Annotated in this window: 18 protein-coding genes; 7 read left to right on the top strand and 11 right to left on the bottom strand. The window is 57.1% G+C overall.

Features of this window, described 5'->3' with window-relative positions; translation table 11 throughout:
- Positions 1-24 precede the first annotated feature (24 nt).
- Together ACVDG4_RS07995 and ACVDG4_RS07990 are read right to left on the bottom strand one after the other, a co-directional pair.
- The gene (locus tag ACVDG4_RS07995; RefSeq protein WP_447234643.1) at positions 25-1,317 is read right to left on the bottom strand and encodes an adenylate/guanylate cyclase domain-containing protein; all 1,293 of its coding nucleotides are present in this window, start codon (positions 1,315-1,317) and stop codon (positions 25-27) included.
- A gap of 239 nt (positions 1,318-1,556) precedes the next feature.
- Positions 1,557-3,344, bottom strand: coding sequence for an SPFH domain-containing protein (locus tag ACVDG4_RS07990; RefSeq protein ID WP_447234642.1), 1,788 nt, complete (start codon positions 3,342-3,344; stop codon positions 1,557-1,559).
- 236 nt (positions 3,345-3,580) lie between these two features.
- Between ACVDG4_RS07990 and ACVDG4_RS07985 the strand changes: the two genes are divergently transcribed.
- Entirely contained in the window at positions 3,581-4,300 is a 720-nt protein-coding gene (locus tag ACVDG4_RS07985; protein ID WP_447234641.1) for a transporter substrate-binding domain-containing protein, read from the top strand.
- 12 nt (positions 4,301-4,312) lie between these two features.
- Here ACVDG4_RS07985 and ACVDG4_RS07980 read toward each other — a convergent pair whose 3' ends face one another.
- On the bottom strand, positions 4,313-5,785 hold the full coding sequence (locus tag ACVDG4_RS07980; RefSeq protein ID WP_447234640.1) for an alpha/beta hydrolase: 1,473 nt from the start codon (positions 5,783-5,785) through the stop codon (positions 4,313-4,315).
- A gap of 200 nt (positions 5,786-5,985) precedes the next feature.
- On the opposite strand from ACVDG4_RS07980, the gene ACVDG4_RS07975 reads away from it, so the two are divergent.
- Together ACVDG4_RS07975 and ACVDG4_RS07970 are read left to right on the top strand one after the other, a co-directional pair.
- Positions 5,986-7,164 carry an aminotransferase gene (locus tag ACVDG4_RS07975; protein ID WP_447234639.1) on the top strand — a complete coding sequence of 393 codons (1,179 nt, stop codon included), beginning with the start codon at positions 5,986-5,988 and terminating at the stop codon, positions 7,162-7,164.
- A 38-nt stretch (positions 7,165-7,202) separates the two neighbouring features.
- Positions 7,203-8,237 carry an asparaginase gene (locus ACVDG4_RS07970; RefSeq protein ID WP_447234638.1) on the top strand — a complete coding sequence of 345 codons (1,035 nt, stop codon included), beginning with the start codon at positions 7,203-7,205 and terminating at the stop codon, positions 8,235-8,237.
- A gap of 17 nt (positions 8,238-8,254) precedes the next feature.
- Here ACVDG4_RS07970 and ACVDG4_RS07965 read toward each other — a convergent pair whose 3' ends face one another.
- Entirely contained in the window at positions 8,255-8,704 is a 450-nt protein-coding gene (locus tag ACVDG4_RS07965) for a GNAT family N-acetyltransferase (RefSeq protein WP_447234637.1), read from the bottom strand.
- A gap of 12 nt (positions 8,705-8,716) precedes the next feature.
- On the opposite strand from ACVDG4_RS07965, the gene ACVDG4_RS07960 reads away from it, so the two are divergent.
- Positions 8,717-9,523 carry a dimethylarginine dimethylaminohydrolase family protein gene (locus ACVDG4_RS07960; protein ID WP_447234636.1) on the top strand — a complete coding sequence of 269 codons (807 nt, stop codon included), beginning with the start codon at positions 8,717-8,719 and terminating at the stop codon, positions 9,521-9,523.
- Positions 9,524-9,747: 224 nt separating this feature from the next.
- A complete protein-coding gene (locus ACVDG4_RS07955) occupies positions 9,748-11,280 on the top strand; it encodes a sensor domain-containing diguanylate cyclase (RefSeq protein ID WP_447234635.1) in 1,533 nt (510 codons plus the stop codon).
- Positions 11,281-11,301: 21 nt separating this feature from the next.
- Here ACVDG4_RS07955 and ACVDG4_RS07950 read toward each other — a convergent pair whose 3' ends face one another.
- Complete coding sequence (locus ACVDG4_RS07950) at positions 11,302-12,654, bottom strand: TIGR03808 family TAT-translocated repetitive protein (RefSeq protein ID WP_447235098.1); 1,353 nt, start codon at positions 12,652-12,654, stop codon at positions 11,302-11,304.
- Positions 12,655-12,829: 175 nt separating this feature from the next.
- On the opposite strand from ACVDG4_RS07950, the gene ACVDG4_RS07945 reads away from it, so the two are divergent.
- Entirely contained in the window at positions 12,830-13,117 is a 288-nt protein-coding gene (locus ACVDG4_RS07945) for a hypothetical protein (RefSeq protein WP_133952967.1), read from the top strand.
- A gap of 90 nt (positions 13,118-13,207) precedes the next feature.
- On the opposite strand, the gene ACVDG4_RS07940 is transcribed toward ACVDG4_RS07945, so the two are convergent.
- The gene (locus tag ACVDG4_RS07940; protein WP_133952966.1) at positions 13,208-13,681 is read right to left on the bottom strand and encodes a YHS domain-containing (seleno)protein; all 474 of its coding nucleotides are present in this window, start codon (positions 13,679-13,681) and stop codon (positions 13,208-13,210) included.
- A 288-nt stretch (positions 13,682-13,969) separates the two neighbouring features.
- Between ACVDG4_RS07940 and ACVDG4_RS07935 the strand changes: the two genes are divergently transcribed.
- On the top strand, positions 13,970-14,593 hold the full coding sequence (locus tag ACVDG4_RS07935; protein ID WP_447234634.1) for a TetR/AcrR family transcriptional regulator: 624 nt from the start codon (positions 13,970-13,972) through the stop codon (positions 14,591-14,593).
- Here ACVDG4_RS07935 and ACVDG4_RS07930 read toward each other — a convergent pair.
- The 5 genes from ACVDG4_RS07930 to ACVDG4_RS07910 all read right to left on the bottom strand — a co-directional run bounded on the left by ACVDG4_RS07930 (position 14,556) and on the right by ACVDG4_RS07910 (position 19,056).
- Complete coding sequence (locus tag ACVDG4_RS07930) at positions 14,556-15,164, bottom strand: pyroglutamyl-peptidase I (RefSeq protein ID WP_447234633.1); 609 nt, start codon at positions 15,162-15,164, stop codon at positions 14,556-14,558. The genes ACVDG4_RS07935 and ACVDG4_RS07930 overlap by 38 nt on opposite strands.
- Positions 15,165-15,172: 8 nt before the next feature.
- Positions 15,173-16,168 carry a methylmalonyl Co-A mutase-associated GTPase MeaB gene (gene meaB, locus ACVDG4_RS07925; RefSeq protein ID WP_447234632.1) on the bottom strand — a complete coding sequence of 332 codons (996 nt, stop codon included), beginning with the start codon at positions 16,166-16,168 and terminating at the stop codon, positions 15,173-15,175.
- A gap of 113 nt (positions 16,169-16,281) precedes the next feature.
- A complete protein-coding gene (locus ACVDG4_RS07920; protein WP_306150368.1) occupies positions 16,282-16,869 on the bottom strand; it encodes a DUF1131 family protein in 588 nt (195 codons plus the stop codon).
- A 156-nt stretch (positions 16,870-17,025) separates the two neighbouring features.
- The gene (locus ACVDG4_RS07915; RefSeq protein WP_447234631.1) at positions 17,026-17,607 is read right to left on the bottom strand and encodes an LOG family protein; all 582 of its coding nucleotides are present in this window, start codon (positions 17,605-17,607) and stop codon (positions 17,026-17,028) included.
- Between the two features lie 60 nt (positions 17,608-17,667).
- Complete coding sequence (locus tag ACVDG4_RS07910) at positions 17,668-19,056, bottom strand: dipeptidase (RefSeq protein ID WP_447234630.1); 1,389 nt, start codon at positions 19,054-19,056, stop codon at positions 17,668-17,670.
- Between the last annotated feature and the right edge of the window lie 81 nt (positions 19,057-19,137).

Below are 19,137 nucleotides of genomic sequence, written 5' to 3'. Positions count from 1 at the left end.
TTTGCCCTGCTGTGCTCCGGCAGATCAGTCCGGACGCCACGTCCAGATTGGCCAACTGCCGGGAATTCCCTTGAGTTGGTGTTCACCTGAGAGGGTCAGTTCTATTTCATCTGACGTTTGCGCAACGCCAGTGTCGGCGATGATCGCAGCATTCAGGTCCTTGCCCAATGTTTCCAACCGGGCCGCCCGGTTGACGGTTTCCCCGTAAACAGTGAACGCTTGGCGCTCAGAGGAACCTACGCTGCCCGCCGCCAGCGGGCCACTGGCAAGGCCAACACGCAATTGGAACCCTTCAGAATGCGCATGGGCAACCAGATCCCGGGCGCAGGCCAGTGCGGCGCGTTCCGGGGTTTCTATCGGAATAGGGGTGTTGAAACTTGCCAGCAAACCATCGCCGGTGAAGAGAATGACCACACCGTTATGTGTGGCAACGCTGGTTGCCGCCAGATCGAGGAAGTCGTTCAGACGTCCGATCACTTCGGTCGGAGGTTTGCCGGACGCGAAGTCTGAAAAACCGGCAATATCGGCGATCAACACCACGCCGTGCACCTCTTGCGGGACCATCGCCTGAGTGTCGTTGACCAGACGCATCGCCACGGCCTCCGGGACGTATTTTCCAAGAACGCTGGTTGCGCGCTCTCTTGTTGCCTGCGCCTCCTCGCGCGCTTGCTCGGCTCTAAGCTGTGCAAAAAAGACGCGCCGCGCCCGGTAGACCGCAAGAGCCAGCACGGCTGAGGCGAGAAACAGCATGCCGGCTTCCCCGATCCGGTTTCCGGTGCCCGCAAACTCGGTCGACAGGAAAAGGGTTTCGTAGTCCGCAGTGGTCGGATTGTCTGGAAAATCACGCCACTCGATGATGCGCGGCATATCCTGCAGGACCCACCAGTAGGCCGTGAACCAGCCTGCCAAAGCGACAAAACCGCTCCACAACACCAGACGCCAGGACAACGAAAGACAGGCTAAGGCGATCAGCGGAAAAAGGAAGTGAATGCCATAGGCCCGAAACGCGATAATTTGCGGAATGTCCTGGCCCTGGCGCAAGGGGAGGAGCGCGAAGGCCGCGCAAACGGCGAGGATGTCGATAGTGTAAATTGTATATTTCAGCCACCAGCGGTCCAGGCGCGTTCCGATAAGAAAATAGGCGATCACGCCATAGATCGTGAGGCTCGCCAAAATACCCATGGCCGTGGGAGAGACCGTGGCCCCGATGAGGGCTGTTGCTGCAACCCAATAGACGGCACAGACCCCAATGACCGCGGTCCGGCACAGGACAGCAAGCTTAAGGCCGGCCCTTTCAGCGAACTTAAGGCGCGACATCTCCTCGGCAGATGCTTGAGCCCTGCTGGAAGCGGCTCTTTGTGTGTCAGGCGGCGCAGTTTCTGCCAAACAAGGTCCAGTCTATTGCGGCAACAGGAATGCTACTGGACAATGATAGGGGCGGTTGCGGCGAAGTCGATGTCTTGAAACAAACAAGGATCATCATTCCTCGATGGGTTCAGGAGACCAAGGCCTGGACGTGTCAAACAATCCTCGCCTGGCCACCAATCCAAAGGGCGCTATTGCGAAGGTGTTCGCGGTGTTCCCGAAGCAGAGGATTGCCCACCAATACTAGCCCCCAGAAGAGCAGCTGCTCCAGCAAGGCCTGCACCGTCACCACCCACAACAGTGTTCGGCACGAGTTTGCCGACGAGACCGACGAGCTCCGGTTTGCGTTCCAGCGATGTCAGGAGCTTTTCCAGTGCCTGCAAGAGCGCAACCCGGTCCTGGCCGAGAACGTCAACTTGAGCGCGCTGACCGCGGGCCAGTTCCTCCAGATATTGCCGTTCTGCCCGGCCCAGAGCCGCCCGTTCCTGTTCGCGCTGGTTGGCGACTTGCACGGCGATCTGGGCTTCGACCAAACGGGGTTGCTCGTCAGCAGTTGAGCGGGCTTGTTCGGTCTCGATCCTCTTTTGCTGCGCGTCCGTTTCGCGTTCATAAGCGGTCGAGAGCTGGTCGGCCAATTGAACCCGGAGACGGGACACCAGAAGTTCCGGCGGGATAGCCGGTTCACCGAGCCGGATTTCACGAATGTTCACGCCGGCCTTGTTGCCTTCGATCTTGATCTGTTGCTCGATGGTTTGCTCAAGCGCATCACGGTTTTCAATGAGATCCAGAACCCGTGTCGGGCGTACCGTGAACTGTGCTGGTTCGACGGGCGTTCCATCAGCGTTCTTGTCCGGGACCCGGATGGAGGCGCCCGCTACATTGCGCACGATCGACCGGATTGCCGGCGTCAAAATACGGTTCTCGATCTCGCCCAAACCGCCGACCGAGCCAACCACGACCGGCGCGTTTGTCGGGTCAACCTGCACGAGCGCGCGGAGTTCCAGTGGAATATCCCAGCCCTCGACTTTGACATAGACGGCCCGGTCAGCTGCATCATCCGGGATGCGCTCCTGAACGGAGCGCTCGTTCTGCTGAATGTTACCCTGCTGGTCCACGGAGAGGTCGATGATGCGTTTGGTATATCCGCCCTTGTACTCCCAAGTCTGAACCCGCGTATCGACCAGCGTGACTTCATAGGCCTGACGGTTGAGATAATAGGCTCCCGGAAACAGGGGTTCTTTCCAGATGCCAACGCAGCCGCGCGGAACCAGCGGGACGGTCAACGCTTCGCGCGAGGCTGTTGAGGCCGAGACTTCTTCCTCTACACAATTGATCCCGGGTTGGCTGACATTCGATTTGACCACACCCACATGCCCTGCCGGGATGATGGTCGCATTCGTGTTTTCATCGAGCCGTAGGTCAAAGAGATAGCGGTTCAAACGGTATTGGCCCGGCTTCAGAACCGTTTCCTGAGGGCCCCGAAGCCCCCCCTTTGTCAGAAAACTCTCGGCTTTGAGCATGTCGCCGACTTCTGAATCGGAGATTGCGGGCGCCATGAACATGCCTGAGGGCATGGCCGCCCCGTCAAGCGCCGTCAGCTGACCGTAATACCCTTCCGGAATGGAGACGACATCCCATTCCTCGAAATCGTAAAGGACCCTGACCAGCGGAATGAAATGAAACCCGGGGCCGAGAATTTGGGCTTGGGGGCCTTTTTCGCCTTCAAGCGCGATGATCCGGCCTTCGGGCAGCTCTTTAAATGCATAGATGCGCTTGAGGTGGCCAACGCTGTTTGCATCGACGAAGACGAAAGACGTCGACATCAACATGAAGCCGCCGATTAGCACGAGAAAAACGCCGACTGGCTTCCCTGTAAGGATCTTTGACACACGGGAACTGCCGGCAGCCGGACCTCCCCGTGTGAGCAAGGCGCTGGCTCCCAGCACGATGGCGACCAAGCCGATGATAACGCCAAGCATAATCTATCCTCCGGTATGAGAGCCCGGCGGAAACTGCCGGTTGTGACCCATAATGGTGAAAACCATAAGAGGACCCCATGAAGGGAATGTTAAATGAAAATGCAATGCGCGCCGAGCCTGCCGGTGGCTAACAGGGAGATATTGGAAATTTACGTAAGGTAGAAAAGGCCATATACTGCAATTTAAGCGATATAGTATTAAATGTTCGCCTTTGGGCTCTTTGAGAGGAGCTGTGCGTGACAAGAAATGATTGTTTGCAAACACTTCTATGGGTCATCTGTGTTGTCCTGTCTCTGACCATAGGGCTGCCAGACCGTGCTGTGTCGGAGACCTATTTCAAGTTCACCGCCGTTGAGGGGATGCGCCACAATATGGAGGGGCTGAGGCTGCTCCGTGAGGCCTACGCGGCGATTGGTGTAGAGTTTTCCGTGCTTTACCTCACCCCTAACCGATCTATTCAGGAAGTTGAAAGCGGCGCAGCGGATGGTGAATTGCTGAGAACCCGGCAGGTCGGTCACCACTTTACCGAGATTGTCCGGGTTGAGATCCCGGTTATTTCCCTCCCCATCTATGCTTATACAAATGATCCGCAATTGGCCGGTCTAACGCTGGACGAGATGGGCCGCTTCCGGGTCGGGTATGTCGATGGAGCATTGTTCGCACAGCGCATGACCGCAAAACTCCCGGACGTCACGCCCGTTGAAAGCCCGGACATTCTGTTCAAGATGCTGGAGTTGGATCGTCTGGACATTGTGATCGCTGCCGAGAATCCCGGTGATACCGTCATGCAAACCGTCGGCAATGGGCGGATCTACAAGGGATCAATGCAGCTTCGTTCAGTCGAATTCTATCACTACCTAAATCGGCGTCACCGCGCGCTGGTTCCACGGATCGAGTGGATTCTAGCCGAATTGAAAGAGGGCAGAACCCTGGTGACACATTCAATGGAGCGCTAGGTTCCAACGCATCTAGTCCCGCTGTTGAACAGTGAGATCCAGGAAACTCTGTGTTTCCGACAACATGATAGAATGAAACGGGTTCCACCGCATACGCAGCATGTCACCGGCCGGAATTTCCGAAATCCCGCGTTCTCCGCGCAGCGCAAGTGCGCCCAACTGAAGCCTGGAGATTTCCGGCTGCGGGATTATGCCGTAGAGCGGGTCTTCCGCGGAGAACGGGAGCGAGATGTGCGCCAGTGAGAAAACACCGCGTGGCCAGGAGAGGTCAAGGCGTTGCACAGACGGGTCATTGGTGCCGGGGACAAATGTGTTCAAGACTGTCTTTCGGTCCGATGGCGTTTCATTGGTAATAACGCGCAAGGTGTAGGTGCGGGCTGTGTCAGTCACAAGCGGGTCCAGAAAATCTGCCGCATCATCGGAGAGCAGCGGACGTTTTGTGAGAATCTGATTTGTGTCGAACAAAAACAGTTCCGATCCGTTTTCAGGCAGCTTGGCATAGAGATTTGAAATCATATCCCGGGTGATCACCGTCGCATCGACTGCGGACGAAAAGCCAAGGATTGGTGGCAGGGCGGCAACTGATCCATCCGCGGTGGCCGTGTCCATGCGCGATCGGATTTCCATCGTCAGCTGGTGGGTGACATAGCCGGCATTGATTGCAAAGGACGTGTATTTGTAAGGATCGTATTCGGGGCCGAGAGAACTCCAGGCAAGACGCTGGACACCCAGAATGTGGCCGAGCTGAATGGCGATTGGCGCGTAGGCCGCAGCCGGTGTAACCCCGATTGCGGGGGACAAGAGGATAATCCGGTCGATCTTTGCAAGAGACGGGTCCTCCAACTGCCGGAGTGCGTGCACGACCGAAAGGGCGCCGCCATTGGAGTAGCCAACGGCAAAAAGCGGTTTGTCCGGCTGCATCGCCTTCAAATGCTTGGCAGCGAGCGCGGTCGCGGAAATCATGTCCTCAGCTTTGGTTTCCAGAAGACCGGCCGGGGCCGTGCCATGTCCCGGCAGACGCAGTCCGAGCACGTTGGCTCCGGCTTCATGCAAGGACTGTCCCATCTCTCTCAGGCTGTAGGGGGAATCCGACATTCCGTGGAGCAAGAGGACGGAAGCAGTGGGGCTTTCGGTTTCAAATAGAAACGACCGGTTCCAATTCCGCGGCCAGGTCAGCGGATTTGAAACACTGTCAGGCTGGAAACGATTGACTTCATCTTTGGGGCCGAAGCTGAGTTTGGAGATCAACTCGTCCTGGAGTTCGGCAAACAGGCGGTCTTCCATGGCGAGGTAGTCGGTAAAGGAGCTAACGGCCCCGTCTGCCGTATAATCCTCGTCGAGGTGGACCGTGTGCCAGGGCTCCAGATCCGACAGGCTGTTCAAATAGAAGATCGCAACGGCGATGATCGCGACGATGCCGCCAAGAACCGTGAACCCGGCAAACTTGAGGGCGCGTATTAGAGGGCGGTGGACAACCTTCAACATTTCTACCTCAACAACCTGACGCAACCGACCCGAGCTGTTGGGCCACCGTTTTGTGCCCGACGCATCCCGATTCCGTTCAGAACCATCTGAAGGGGGCGGCTCAAGGCTGTCAAATATCTGCGGTGTTCGGTTTGCCCATGAAGGCCTCGACGGTCCGGCCAATTCAGACTAAACAAGCCGAAGCAAACATTGGGGATATCATGAAGTCGACCAATCCGGTTTTCACCGGCATTCAGACCACTGTTTTTGAAACCATGTCGCGCCTTGCGATGGCGCATGGGGCCGTCAATCTCGGTCAAGGCTTTCCGGATGTCGATGGACCGGAAGACATTCGCGAGACGGCCGCCAAAGCCTTGATGGAAGGGCCGAACCAGTATCCGCCCATGCTCGGACTTCCGGAGTTGCGGCAGGCGGTCGCCGATGCCAACAACCGATTTTATGGCCTTGAGATCGATCCACAGACCGAAGTGCTTGTGACATCAGGGGCAACCGAGGCCCTGTCGGATGCGATCATGTCGCTTGTCTCTCCGGGGGACGAGGTGGTTTTGATCGAACCACTTTATGATTGTTATCTTCCGCTGGTGGAACGCGCCGGTGGCATCGCGGTTCGCGTCCGTGTGACTCCTCCGCACTGGCATCTGGATGAAGACGCTCTGAAAGCTGCATTCTCGGACAAGACCAAAGCCGTTTTGATCAACAACCCGATGAACCCGACCGCCAAGGTTTTCTCAGACGCCGAGCTTGGTCTGATCGCAGACCTCTGCAAACAGCATGATGCCTATGCAATCTGCGATGAAGTTTACGAGCATCTGGTGTTTGACGGCCACAAGCACCGGCCATTGATGACGTTTGACGGCATGCGCGAGCGGACGATCCGGATCGGCTCGGCGGGCAAGACATTCTCTTTGACAGGATGGAAAGTCGGCTACATCACCGGCCCGGCGTCTATGCTGGATCCGATCGCAAAGGCCCACCAATGGACCACATTCACCACTCCGCCGAACCTGCAAAAGGCCGTGGCCTATGGAATCGGCAAGGATGACAGCTACTATCAGGGTCTTGCAGATGATTTGAGCGCAAAGCGGGACCGCATGGCAAAAGGCCTCTCCGCGTTGGGATTCGAGGTGCTGCCCTGTGCGGCGACCTACTTCCTGACCTGCGGGATCACAGGGACCGGGCTGGGTGACAATGATGTCGAAGCCTGTGAGCTCCTGGTGAAAGAGGCGGGTGTTGCTGCAGTTCCTGTGTCGGCGTTTTATGGCTCGGACGCACCGACCGGCTTCATCCGCTTTTGCTTTTGCAAACAGGATGTGGTGATTGACGAGGCCCTGGAACGCCTATCGCGCTTTTTGACTGCGGCGCGCGCCGAATCCGCATAAAATCTCAATCAATTCAGACCGAGCGAAACGAGACCTTGATGACCAATCCTGCCCTTGTGGACGTGACCCGCGGCCAGCTGACTGAAAGCCTGCATCGCGGCAGCGTCGCGGTTGTTGATGCCGATGGCAAATTGGTGTGCGGTGTTGGTGATTTCGAAGCTCGCGTCTTTCCGCGCTCTGCAATCAAGGCTCTGCAAGCCATCCCGCTTGTGGAATCCGGTGCCGCGGAGGCGTTGGATTTCAGCGACGCAGAACTGTCGCTTGCCTGCGCCTCGCATAATGGCGAGGAGGTTCACGCCAATTCTGCGCGTGTCATGCTGATGAAGGCGGGTCTCACCGAGGATGATTTGGAGTGTGGGCCCCAGTGGCCAAAGCGGATGGAGGACGCCGCAAAACTCATTCTAGCCGATGAAACACCCTGCGGGCTGCACAACAACTGCTCGGGAAAACACGCCGGTTTTCTTGGCCTTGCCAAGGTCATGGGCGTTGAAACGAAAGGGTACGTTGAGCCGTCCCACCCGGTGCAACGCGAAATCAGGAACGTGATGGAGCAAATGACCGGCGACGTCGTTTCGGAAGACGTTTGCGGCACCGACGGATGCTCAATCCCGACCTACGCGTCACCGCTGAACAGCTTTGCCCGCGCATTTGCGGCCTTTGGAACAGGCGAGGGGCTGGAGCCGCTCCGCCAGGACGCAGCGCAACGCATTTTCGACGCCTGTATCAATGAGCCCTACATGGTCGCTGGTGCGGATCGCTTCTGCACCAAGGTCATGGAAGGCTTCCGCGGACGTGTCTTTGTTAAGACCGGTGCGGAAGGCGTTTTCTGCGCTTCGATCCCCGAGCTTGGATATGGTGTTGCCTTGAAGTGCGACGACGGCGCGACCCGGGCCGCCGAAGTCATGATGGCAACCGTGCTCGAAGTGATGCTGGAGCTTGATGAGGCCGAGGCAAAGCTCCTGGATCGTCTGGTCAACCCGCCGGTCCTGACGCGCCGGGGTGCGGAGGCAGGTGTTATCCGGCCGCGCAGCGAATTCCTTCAGATGCTCAAAGAGGCTTTGCCGGCCAACTGACGCGGCAGTGCACGGCCCTAGACTGGTTTGCTCATCCGGACCTTGTTGCCAGAGCGTCCGGTCTCTGACCAGCCGAGATGCGCGTAAAGTGCAACGTTTTCCGGCATTCCGATATGCGTTGCCAGCTGGATCTCTATTGCGCCCATGTCCCGAGCGTGGGTTTCGATCACCTCTATGAGTTTTCGTCCGGCACCGCGTCCACCGTATTCCGGATCGACCGCGATGTTGACGAGCTGAGCCGTCTCGCCATTAACCGCCAAGACCGCACATCCGATGATGTTTTCGACGGTTTCAGCCACATAAACCACGTTGTCTGTGATCTCGGATTCTAACCCTGCGGAAACATCGGGCAGGTCGCTGAGCCTCGCCTTTACCGGTGCATAGGCGCGATCGATGCACTGTTTCAGCGCATTCACATCTTGCAAATTTGCTCTGCGAATGGCTGGGTCTTGGTTTGTTATTGTCATTGGAGTTCCAAAATGGTGGCGCGCGCCGGTCTGTCCTATCGTTTCACTCATGCTATCACCCGCAAGCCGGCAGACAGTGTCGCGAACGGGTTGCGGGCTGTGGACACAGGTGATCCCAGCGGTGACGCGTTTCGCGCAGAACATGAGCTCTACGTCAAGGCATTGCAAGACGCAGGGCTGACCGTCGACGTATTGCCTCAATTGGAAGCCTATCCGGACAGTTGTTTTGTTGAGGATCCCGCCTTCTGCCTTCCTGAAGGTGCGATCCAATTGCGCCCGGGCACGGCAAGCCGTGAGGGTGAAGGCAAGGAAATTCGGGCAGCGCTCGATGCACGTTTCGACAAGGTCGTTGAATTGCCGGGTAGCGGCTACGTTGATGGCGGCGACATCCTGATGCTGGACGATGTGATCCTGATCGGGCTTTCAGCGCGCACCAACCGGGAAGGTGCAGACGCGTTCGCACAACTCCTCAAAGAATGGGGTTACAACGCGGAGGTCTGTGAAACGCCGGAAGGTGTGCTCCACTTCAAGACTGCCTGCTCGACCCTTGGTGAGGGCGTCATTCTGGCAACTGAGGTGATGGCGAACAGTGGGTTCTTCGGCGAACGGAAAGTCGTCGTTGTGCCGGACGGGGAAGACTATGCGGCCAACGTGATCCGTGTGAACGACGTTGTTTTGGTGCCGGAAGGCTACCCCAAAACCCTTGCAGCCATCGAAGCCGCTGGTTTCAAGACGGTTGTTCTTCCCACGCACGAGGCGCGTAAAGTGGATGGTGGTTTGTCCTGCCTGTCCTTGCGATTCGCCAGCAAAGCAGCTTAACGCTGGATTACTGTCAGATGTAACAAGGCGCAGATCCTGCCGCTCAGGGTCTGCCGCTTTGGCCGAACCGGTGTTTAGATCAATCGGGGCCCGGGATTTCCGATTGACTGTGAAATACGTGATTTTGCGTATGGAAAGGTTTTGGCATTCGAAAATACTGAAAGGTATTCGGGATTACGTCAGGTGGGGACCGGTGGGGGTCTGTGTCCCGGGGAGACATATGCGTGCCGACCTTTTGGTTTCGGATCAGTGAAATAGCTTTGGTGGCAGGGCTTTATGTCCTGACTGCGCGGTTGGGGCAAACGCTTGCTATTCCTCCAGGCAACGTCACCCCGGTCTGGATGCCATCCGGTTTGATGCTCACCTGGGCGCTTCTGCGCGGGCCGCACATCTGGCCGGGTGTGATCTTAGGTGCATTCCTGGGCAACGTCTGGGCGTATGCTGATTTTTCATCGGTTGGTTCGGCTGTACAGGTGCTCCTCGCTGGCATCTCAAATGGAATTGGCGATGTGTTGGCATCGGTTGGATGCAGCATCGTGCTGCATCGCTATTTCCGCCCCTTTCGAATGTTCCAGAGTGTCTCTTCTGCGTCCGCCTTTTTGGTGATTGGTGTTGCAGGCGGTGCGGCAGTCAGTGCCCTTATTGGCGTGTCGGGGCTGTTGGCAGCGGGCCTCATCGATGCGCAAAACTACGGTAATACATTTGCGACCTGGTTTACCGGTGATGCGATCGGTGTCTTGGCAATCACACCGTTTGCGCTTGCTGTTTATCTGTCCGACAAGACAGAACGCGTTTTGCCGGGTTTCGAGACAGTCGCCAATTTCCTCTTGATCCTGTCCGCCATTTACATTGCGTTTTGGAGCGATGTCGGCGGACTGATGCAAAGTTTCGAACTCGCGGTCTTGCCGGTCTTGCTCATGTGGGCCTCCCTGCGCCTCAGTCGGATCTACATCTCTTTTGCGTTGTTGTTCTTGATTGGAGGCATCATTGTCCCGACTGCGCTGGGCCAGGGGCCTTTGCAGGGCATCGACAGGAACACCACCCTGATCAACACGCAGCTTCTGCTGGGAGTGATTGGCGTCCTGGTCCTGACCCTTCATGCAACGCGCGAACAGGTTCGCCAGCAGGTCCGGCATCTGGAACATGTCAAAGACACGCTCGATCAGAAAGTCCGCGAGCGGACTGCCGAACTTGAAGAGGCCAAGAGGAAAGCCGAAGAACTGGCGTCGACGGACGCTTTGACGGGTGCTCCGAACCGGCGCGTTTTCTTGAAACGTGGAAACGAGGAACTGAACCGCGCCATTCGCGGCGGCGAGGATGCCTGCGTGATCATGTTCGATCTGGATCACTTCAAGGAAGTGAACGACACCTATGGGCACCAGATTGGAGATCGGATCCTGAAGGATTGTGCTGCGGTGACGATGGGCTTCGTTCGCAACTACGATCTGTTCGGTCGGATTGGTGGGGAAGAGTTTGCAGTATTCTTGCCCAATACCACCGTATCAGGCGGCCAGAATGTTGCAGAAAAGCTGCGCCAAGCCTTTTTGGAAAGGTCGGTGTCCAGTCACAAACTCAACTACACAGCAAGTTTCGGGATCAGTCCGGTTTTGGAAAAAGACCGGGCACTATCGATGGTTCTGCGCCGGGCCGATTTGGCTATGTACCGCGCAAAGGCAAACGGACGGAATTGTGTGGTGGTGTATGAGCCGTCACTGGAGGATAAAACCACGGGTGAAGGCTCTACAACCCCTGCGTAAAACTCGCCTCTATGCGCTCGCTCAACTCCAGATCTGGTTGCTGTGCACCGTCAAATTGGAGAATTCGGACGTGCCGTTGAGTTCACCCGTCGCCCGCTCAAGCCAGCGGAACCCATTGATGGAGCCTTGCTTGGCGCCCTGAACGATGTTGTTCGTAATGACCGCAGGCCCGACGCCGTCGGCAACGCTTACTGCAATTCCGATGTTGCAGTCCCGCAAGACGTTCTGTGATGCAATGATGTTGCGCATATACGGGCCCCAGCCGAGCAGCATGCCGTATTTCGGAACGCCCTCAATGACGTTGCCGGTTATCGTCGTATCGGCTTCGGCTGCAATCCCGATCCCAAACCCGGCGACATCCGGCGGATAGGGGCCTGTGTCTTTGATGTTCCGGATAAGGTTTCCGGAGCAAACAGCGAGCCTCCCGTCGTCAGCGAAATTAGCAATTGAGATGCCGATTGTGCCGCCGTCCGCGATGTTGTTGGCGATCACCGCGCCCTGGAAACCAAATTCGCTGTAAATGGCGGTCTCACCAGACCGCAAACAGGAGTTCCCGATGATCTGGATGTTGGATCCGGCGTTGGAGCGGATCGCGGAAAAGGCACAGTCGGCCACCCTGTTGTTGGAGACAACAACACCGGCAGCCCGAAACACGTTGATGCCATTGCCGAATTGACCGGTGCCGCCATACCGTGCGCTGATCCGTTCAACACGGTTGCCGGAGACGATGGTGCCGTCTTCGCCGTCCTGCCAGCGATGGATCCATATACCGCCATTGGCGCAGTCCGTTACGGTATTGCCGATGATGGAGAGGCCGGTAGCCTCATTGGAGCGGATACCGGCTTCGGCAGCCCCAGATATCCGGGAATTCTCGATCCGGCCGGAGCACCGGTCGAGCAGGAGCCCGGATTTGGTTGACCCGGCGACTTCACATTCGTCGATCGCCAGATTGCGGACCCCAATGAAGTGCAAGAGACCGTCCGTGAAGTCGCCGATGGAGCGGTTCGCTCCATCAAACGTAATTCCGGTAAGGCCGATGTTGCTGACCCCTTCTGCCCGGATGAGCTGGCCGCCGCCGCCCTGATAAACAAGGCGCGTCCGACCCGGAACACCGACAATCAGTGTACCGGACGGCAGACGCAAGTTTGCCACTGGATAGGTGCCTGCGGGCAGAAACAGGGCCCGACCGCGTTCGACTGCCCGGTTGACGGCATTTTGAAACTGCGCGGTCTGGTCATTCGTGGCGTTGGGTATCAGACCAAGGTCAGCGGAATCGATCGAGCCGCGCAGATCCGCAACATCCATTGAAGCTCCGGCAGCTGTGCCGGAAAGACACAAAACTGTCCCAGCAAGGAACGCCCGCCGGCTGGTCAGGACAGGCTTAGGGCATATTCTGGCGTCTTTTGTCACGGATCAGCTCCAAAACGGAAAATCGAGTTGTTTTGGAGTTCAAAAGAGCAAGCAGTGTGCCGATTGCGTGATGTTCCTGATTTTGACGCACTCTGTGCGGTTTGATATTCTTTGCCGGCTATGGGTGGAGGATCCGATAATGATTACCATTCAGGACTGCATCGGCATGTCCGATCTGGACGAGGCTGAAATCCTTGCTCTTGCCGAACACGAGCATATCAGCGAAATCGCGGCGGCAGCACTCGGTGCTTATCTTCTGCATCAACCAAAGGGCGCGGATAAGATTGTGCGCATGATTGAGGACGACATTCGTGACGCCCTTGATCGTGGGGACAAGGCCCATGCGAAGGAATTGTTCATGGCGCTTCGGCATTTTCTCCATGAGCACGCGGGAGAACTGAGCCGTAGGACAACTGCCTTGAGCTGAAGGGGCTGATCCGCCGGCCGGGAAGTGCAGGGACGAGAAAGGCGGAGATGAGGCCATCTCCGCCTGTCGTAAGTTCTTGTCTTTTAGGTATTACAGCTCGGACGGATCAACGTTTTCGATTTCAGTCCACTTGTCGTCGCCTTTTTCGATGAAGCCGGCCGTGTCCTTGTTCCAACGCTCCTGGATGCTTTCGGACAGGTTCAGGTAAAGCTTGCCATCAACGATTTTCCAGAGGTCCGGATCGCCATCTACCTTCACGCCCATCGCGGTGCCGAAGGCACAGAACCCGCCGTATTGCGGCAGATACTTCTCAGGGTTCTTTTCAAAAAGGTCTTTGTTTTCTTCAGAGGTAAACCGGTAGGTCGCACCGTTGTGGACCGACGTGATGGAGAAATCGCCATCTTTCGGAGCGCCGTTGGTGAAATAGGACACCGGGTCAACGCCGCGCAGGGCCAGGCCGGTGACGGTTGCGTTGACATCAACACCTGCAGCGAAGGCGCTGGATACGAGAGTGCCGGCAACAACAGCAGCAGCAACGGTGCCGCGGATCAGATTAGCAAACATGTTTTATAAACTCCAAGGAAAGATAGGGTAATCGGCAAGAGAGTTCGTTTCGAAAATAAGGAACCAAATGGTTCCAAACTTATCAAAAAAAATTGCCCTCACCGGTGAACTAAAATTGGGAACTTGGGTGATCATCTGCAAAGCACGAAGCGGTGAGCGGTTTGTGAGATCTTGAGAGCACCCACCTGAAATACCATGGTGTCCTGGCGATCGGTACCCGATCATCCTTGCAAACCGCCCGAAAGGTGCCGATGTTTGGAAGGCAGCTAAAGGAGGCTGACCAAACCGATGGCAAGACCAAGGGAATTTGAGACAGATGCAGCACTGGACAGTGCCATGAGCCTGTTCTGGGATCTTGGCTATGAGGAAGCGTCTCTTACCCGTCTTCTGAAGACCATGAAGATCACAAGGGGATCGTTCTATAAGGCGTTCAAGGACAAACACGCGGTCTATCTGGCAACGCTGGACCGCTATGATCGACAGGTCGTGTCTTCGACGGTTGCTTTTTTGGGTAACCCCGAAAACGGGTCCGGTCGGGACCGCATCCTCAGCCTTCTGACAAATATCGCGGACATGGCCGAGACAGACGGCGACCGGCTTGGCTGCTTTTTATGTAACGCCATGGCAGACAAGGGAGCGCAAGGCGGGGAGATCGAACAGAGGTTGCAGGCTATGGCCATGAGGCTGGAGGCAGCCTTTCAAAAAGCCCTGGAAGATGATTTGACCCCGTCAGATCGTGAGGGCCACCGCGCCGGAGAAACAGCGCGGGCCCTGTTGGCGCTTTACTTTGGAATGCGTGTTTTGGGACGCGCCGGTCTCGCTGGCCGAATGGCGCGGGATTGCGTCACGCAAGCCGAAAACCTGATTGCCTGTTTTACCGCATCCGCCGAGCGAGCTCCTGCAGCAGACTAACCGCAGCGTTCTCAACCAAGGCAAGGGACGGGCGTGGATCCCATTTCGTCCGCGGCAGCGGCGGAACGTGAACGAAAATGCTCGGTATGCCAGACCCGATGGAATCCCACAGCGTGGCATTGCAAAGGTACGTCCCCGCATTCTGAGATACCTTGGTTGAGGCTCCCGATTGCCGCGCCGCTGTGGCCAAATGTCCGGCGGGAAGAGTTGCAGTACGCGCACGTTCGCCCTTCGGGTCGAGCTCCGGATTTCCGGGGCCTTTGCCGGCGCTGTCGAACCGGACTTGAATGGCTTTGTTGACCGCACGGTTCTCCACGTTGATATCCTTCCGGGTGCCATCAACGCCGAAATGCACGATGGCATCTGGCTGGACTTCCTGGCGCAGCGCATCCGTAACACTTGAGCGGGCCTCCCATGTCGTCGGCAGGACATCAAAGTGATAGGCGACGCCGTGCTGATGCACACCGAGGCGTTTTGGTAGCCGTTTCATGAGCAGCTGCGTCGGATTGACAGGGGCCCCTGGAAAGGGGGTGAAACCGGTCACAAGTATCGTTTTTTGAGTATTCTTCATAAATCAAATCAATCGTTTAAGCCCATGAGGGTGGATAGTTCGTCAACGGCAACGGACACGGCCGTTGTGCCGTCGCGCACATCTGCTTCCAAGGTCTTCAGCCGGTTGGCTGTCTTCTGATTTGTTTTCAGAGACTCCATCAGGCGTTGTTGCAGTGTATCCCACATCCACGAGACTTGCTGGTCTGCACGGCGTTTTTGCCATTCCCCGCTTGCGGTCATGCGCTCGCGGTAAACCGTGATCTGATCCCACATATGGTCCAGACCCTCATTGGCAAGCCCGGAGATCGTGATCACGGGAGGGCTCCAGGTTGGCGTTTTCGGAGCCAGAATATGCAGCGCTGCGCGGTAATCCGAGGCTGCTGCTCTTGCCCTGGTGGCGCCATCGCCATCGGCCTTGTTCACGGCAATCATATCGGCGATTTCCAGGACACCCTTCTTGATACCTTGGAGCTCGTCGCCAGCTCCAGGCAACATCAGTACAAGAAAGAAATCGACCATATCGGCAACCGTTGTCTCCGACTGCCCAATACCAACGGTTTCGACGAGAATGACATCGAAACCGGCAGCTTCGCACAGGAGCATCGTTTCCCGTGTCTTGGCTGCAACGCCGCCTAATGTGCCAGCGGACGGCGACGGCCGGATAAAGGCATTCCGGTCGACGGCAAGCCGGGCCATGCGGGTCTTGTCGCCGAGAATAGAGCCCCCAGTGCGTGTGGACGACGGGTCGACCGCCAGAACCGCAACCTTGTGGCCAGCTGCCGTGAGATTGGACCCGAAGGTGTCGATCGTGGTCGATTTGCCGGCGCCTGGAACGCCGGTGATGCCGACGCGAAGCGCCTTGCCAGTCCGAGGTAGGACTTCCTGCACCAGTTCCCGAGCGATCTTGCGATGCTCCGGTTTTTTGGATTCAACAAGCGTGATTGCGCGGGCAAGCGCAGCCCGATTGCCTGATATCAATTGTCCGGCAAGGTGCCTTGGATCGGGTAAGGTCCTATGAGTCATAGGACCATGGCTTTACGCCAAGAATCAGCAAAGGTCACCAGCAACGTTTGGACGAGGAATGCTCGCCGCAAAGGCTTCGGCGTTCCTCAAACCAGTTCATTTAGAGTCCGAACCTAGGTCTTTGGTGTCCAAAGGATGCGTTGCAACTGCGCGTCAAAGAGTTCCTGTGCAGGTGGCAGCACGTCGAACGGACCGGTGTATCCCGGTATTGCGTAGACCAGTTCGACATTCGGATGGCCGGTTGACTCGCAGATTGCCATACCCCGCCACAAGTTGCGCCCAATGCGGCAATCAGCGCGCGCGGTGCCGATCTCCGCGAAGGTCATTCCAATGCGCTCGCCATTAGGGCCCTGCAAATGGTGGGTAACGCCATGAACGGTGCGCACCTTGCCATTCTGTCCCTTGAAAACCTGCAAGACTTGAAAACCGTCAGTGTTGAATGCGGCCAATGCCCATTCTGTGTTGTTTTCAACGGCGGTCTGGATGCCCTCGGTGGTAAAGCCAGGAAGGGAGGCCTCAATCGCTTTTGGTGCATAAGCCGTTTCTGCGGTGATGCCGCCAACCCGGTCTTCGGTGATTTGCAACAGGGTTACATTGGAAGTCCGGAACGCAGCTTCCGGGGCTGCAAGGTCCGCAGACGGCGTACAGGCAGTGGTCAGAAATGCGGAAATCAGAAGGAACGCAACAATCGGCGCACGCATAAACAAGATACTCCATCGGCCATGGGAACAGGCAATTTCACGACGCGGGTTTTAGCACCACCAATGGGATAGAGGAAACCATCCGCTCGTCAGTTTTAACACTCTTCACAGGGCATTTTGTCTCAATCTTCAGAACCGGCAGACGGCCTCGTGATCTCAGGTTTCGTCCTTCTTGATCCATTTGGGTGTCGATGGCGGAGAATATCGTTCAAACAGCGCAATGAGGTCTTCTGGCGCGCCCGCGATCTGCGCCATGTTCCGCATTTCTTTCTTGGTAAAGCCTTCCTGTGTCTGATGATCGAGGAAGGCAATCAGGTGGTCGTAGTAGCCATTGATGTTGAGAAATCCGCAGGGCTTTTGATGGTAGCCCAGCTGACCCCAGGTCCAGACCTCAAAGATCTCCTCCAGCGTGCCGACGCCGCCGGGCAGGGCGATAAAGCCATCCGACAGGTCCGCCATCATGGCCTTGCGCTCGTGCATGGACTTGACGAGGTGCAGTTCGGTCAGACCTTGGTGCTCGATCTCCTTTTCCTTTAGCGAGTGCGGAAGAACGCCGATCACCTCGCCGCCTGCTTCCAGAGCCGCATCGGCAACGCTGCCCATCAAGCCAACCCGCGCCCCGCCATAGACCAGCCGCATGCCTTTTTCGGCAATGGCCCTGCCGGTTGCTTTTGCCGCGTCGTTGTAGTCTTCCAGCGCGCCGTAACTTGACCCGCAGAACACGCAAATCGATTTCATGGTTTTCTCCGAACTGGGAAATCCGGCCGCCACTTAGCGGCCGGAGACTTGAGCTCAATCTCAGTCCTTCGCAAGCTCATCGAGAACCCTTGCCCAGGACCGGATGCCCTTGTGGAAGCTCTTGAGGTTGTATTTCTCATTCGGCGAGTGGATCTGGTCGTCCTCAAGGCCGAAGCCGATCAGCAAGGAATCCATGCCGAGCATCCGCTTGAAATCACCAACAATCGGAATGGAGCCGCCCATGCCAGTGAGCGCTGCGTCCTTGCCCCACTCATCTTTCAAGGCCTTCTTGCCTTTTTCCAGAACCGGCATCGCGAAATCGAGCCGGAGCGCCGGGCTGCCGTCCTTGGAAATGAATTCGACCGAACAGTCTGCCGGGATCTTGGAGCGAACATAGGCACGAAACGCGTCCTGGATCTTTTCCGGGTCCTGATCGCCAACCAGGCGGAATGTGAACTTGGCATGGGCTTCGGCCGGAATGACGGTCTTCGTACCAGCGCCCTGGTAGCCACCCCACATGCCGTTGACCTCACAGGTCGGGCGGGTCCACAGGTGCTCCAGCGGGGTGCGGTCGTTTTCGCCGCGAGGGTGTTTTAGGCCGACATCGCCGAGGAACTCCTCGACATCAAAGCCGAGCTTGTCCCACATCGCCGTGACCTCTTCCGGCATGTCGATGACGCCTTCATAAAAGCCCGGCAACGTGATCTTGCCGTTCTCGTCGTGAAGTCCTGCAATGATGTTGGCAACGATGTGGTTCGGGTTCTGCGCCGACCCGCCATAGGACCCGGAGTGCAGGTCGCGGCTGGCAGCCCTGACGATGATTTCGTCGCCGACCATGCCGCGCAGCATGACGGAAATCGCCGGAGTATCGGCGTCCCATTGACCCGTGTCACACACCAGCGCCATGTCACAAGAAAGTTCGTCCTTGTTGGCTTCCAGGAACGGATGCAGGGACGGGGAGCCGGATTCTTCCTCGCCCTCGAACAGGATGGAGACATCGACCGGCAGATCTCCGGTTTCAGCGATGAAGGCGCGGGCCGCTTCCACGAAGGTCATCAGCTGGCCCTTGTCATCGGCAGCTCCGCGCGCAACGATGATCTTGGTCCCGTCTTCCTTCGTTTCGATCGCAGGGTCGAACGGATCCCGGTTCCAAAGGTTCAGCGGATCGACCGGCTGGACATCGTAGTGGCCGTAAAACAGAACATGCGGACCAGGCTTACCGGATTTGCGATGTCCGACGACCATCGGATGGCCTTCCGTATCGCGCACGGAGGCCTCAATCCCGATGCCGTTCAATTCTTTCGCCAGCCACTCGGCAGCTTCCCGGCACGGGGCCTTGAATTCCGGGTCGGTGGAGATGGACTTGATTTTGAGGAGTTCAAACAGGCGATCGAGACTGTTGTCCAGGTCGGCATCAATGCGCGCCAATACCTTGTCGATGGAACTCATGACATGTCCTTAAATTATGAAACAGGATGTGAAAGGCCGGCTCACAAGCGGCCTTGAGAAGGGCATAAAAGGCCACAAGAT

It is taken from the genome of Roseibium sp. MB-4 (assembly GCF_053005265.1).
Note: the sequence above shows the minus strand (reverse complement) of the source record. Positions and strands in the feature narration are given on the sequence as shown.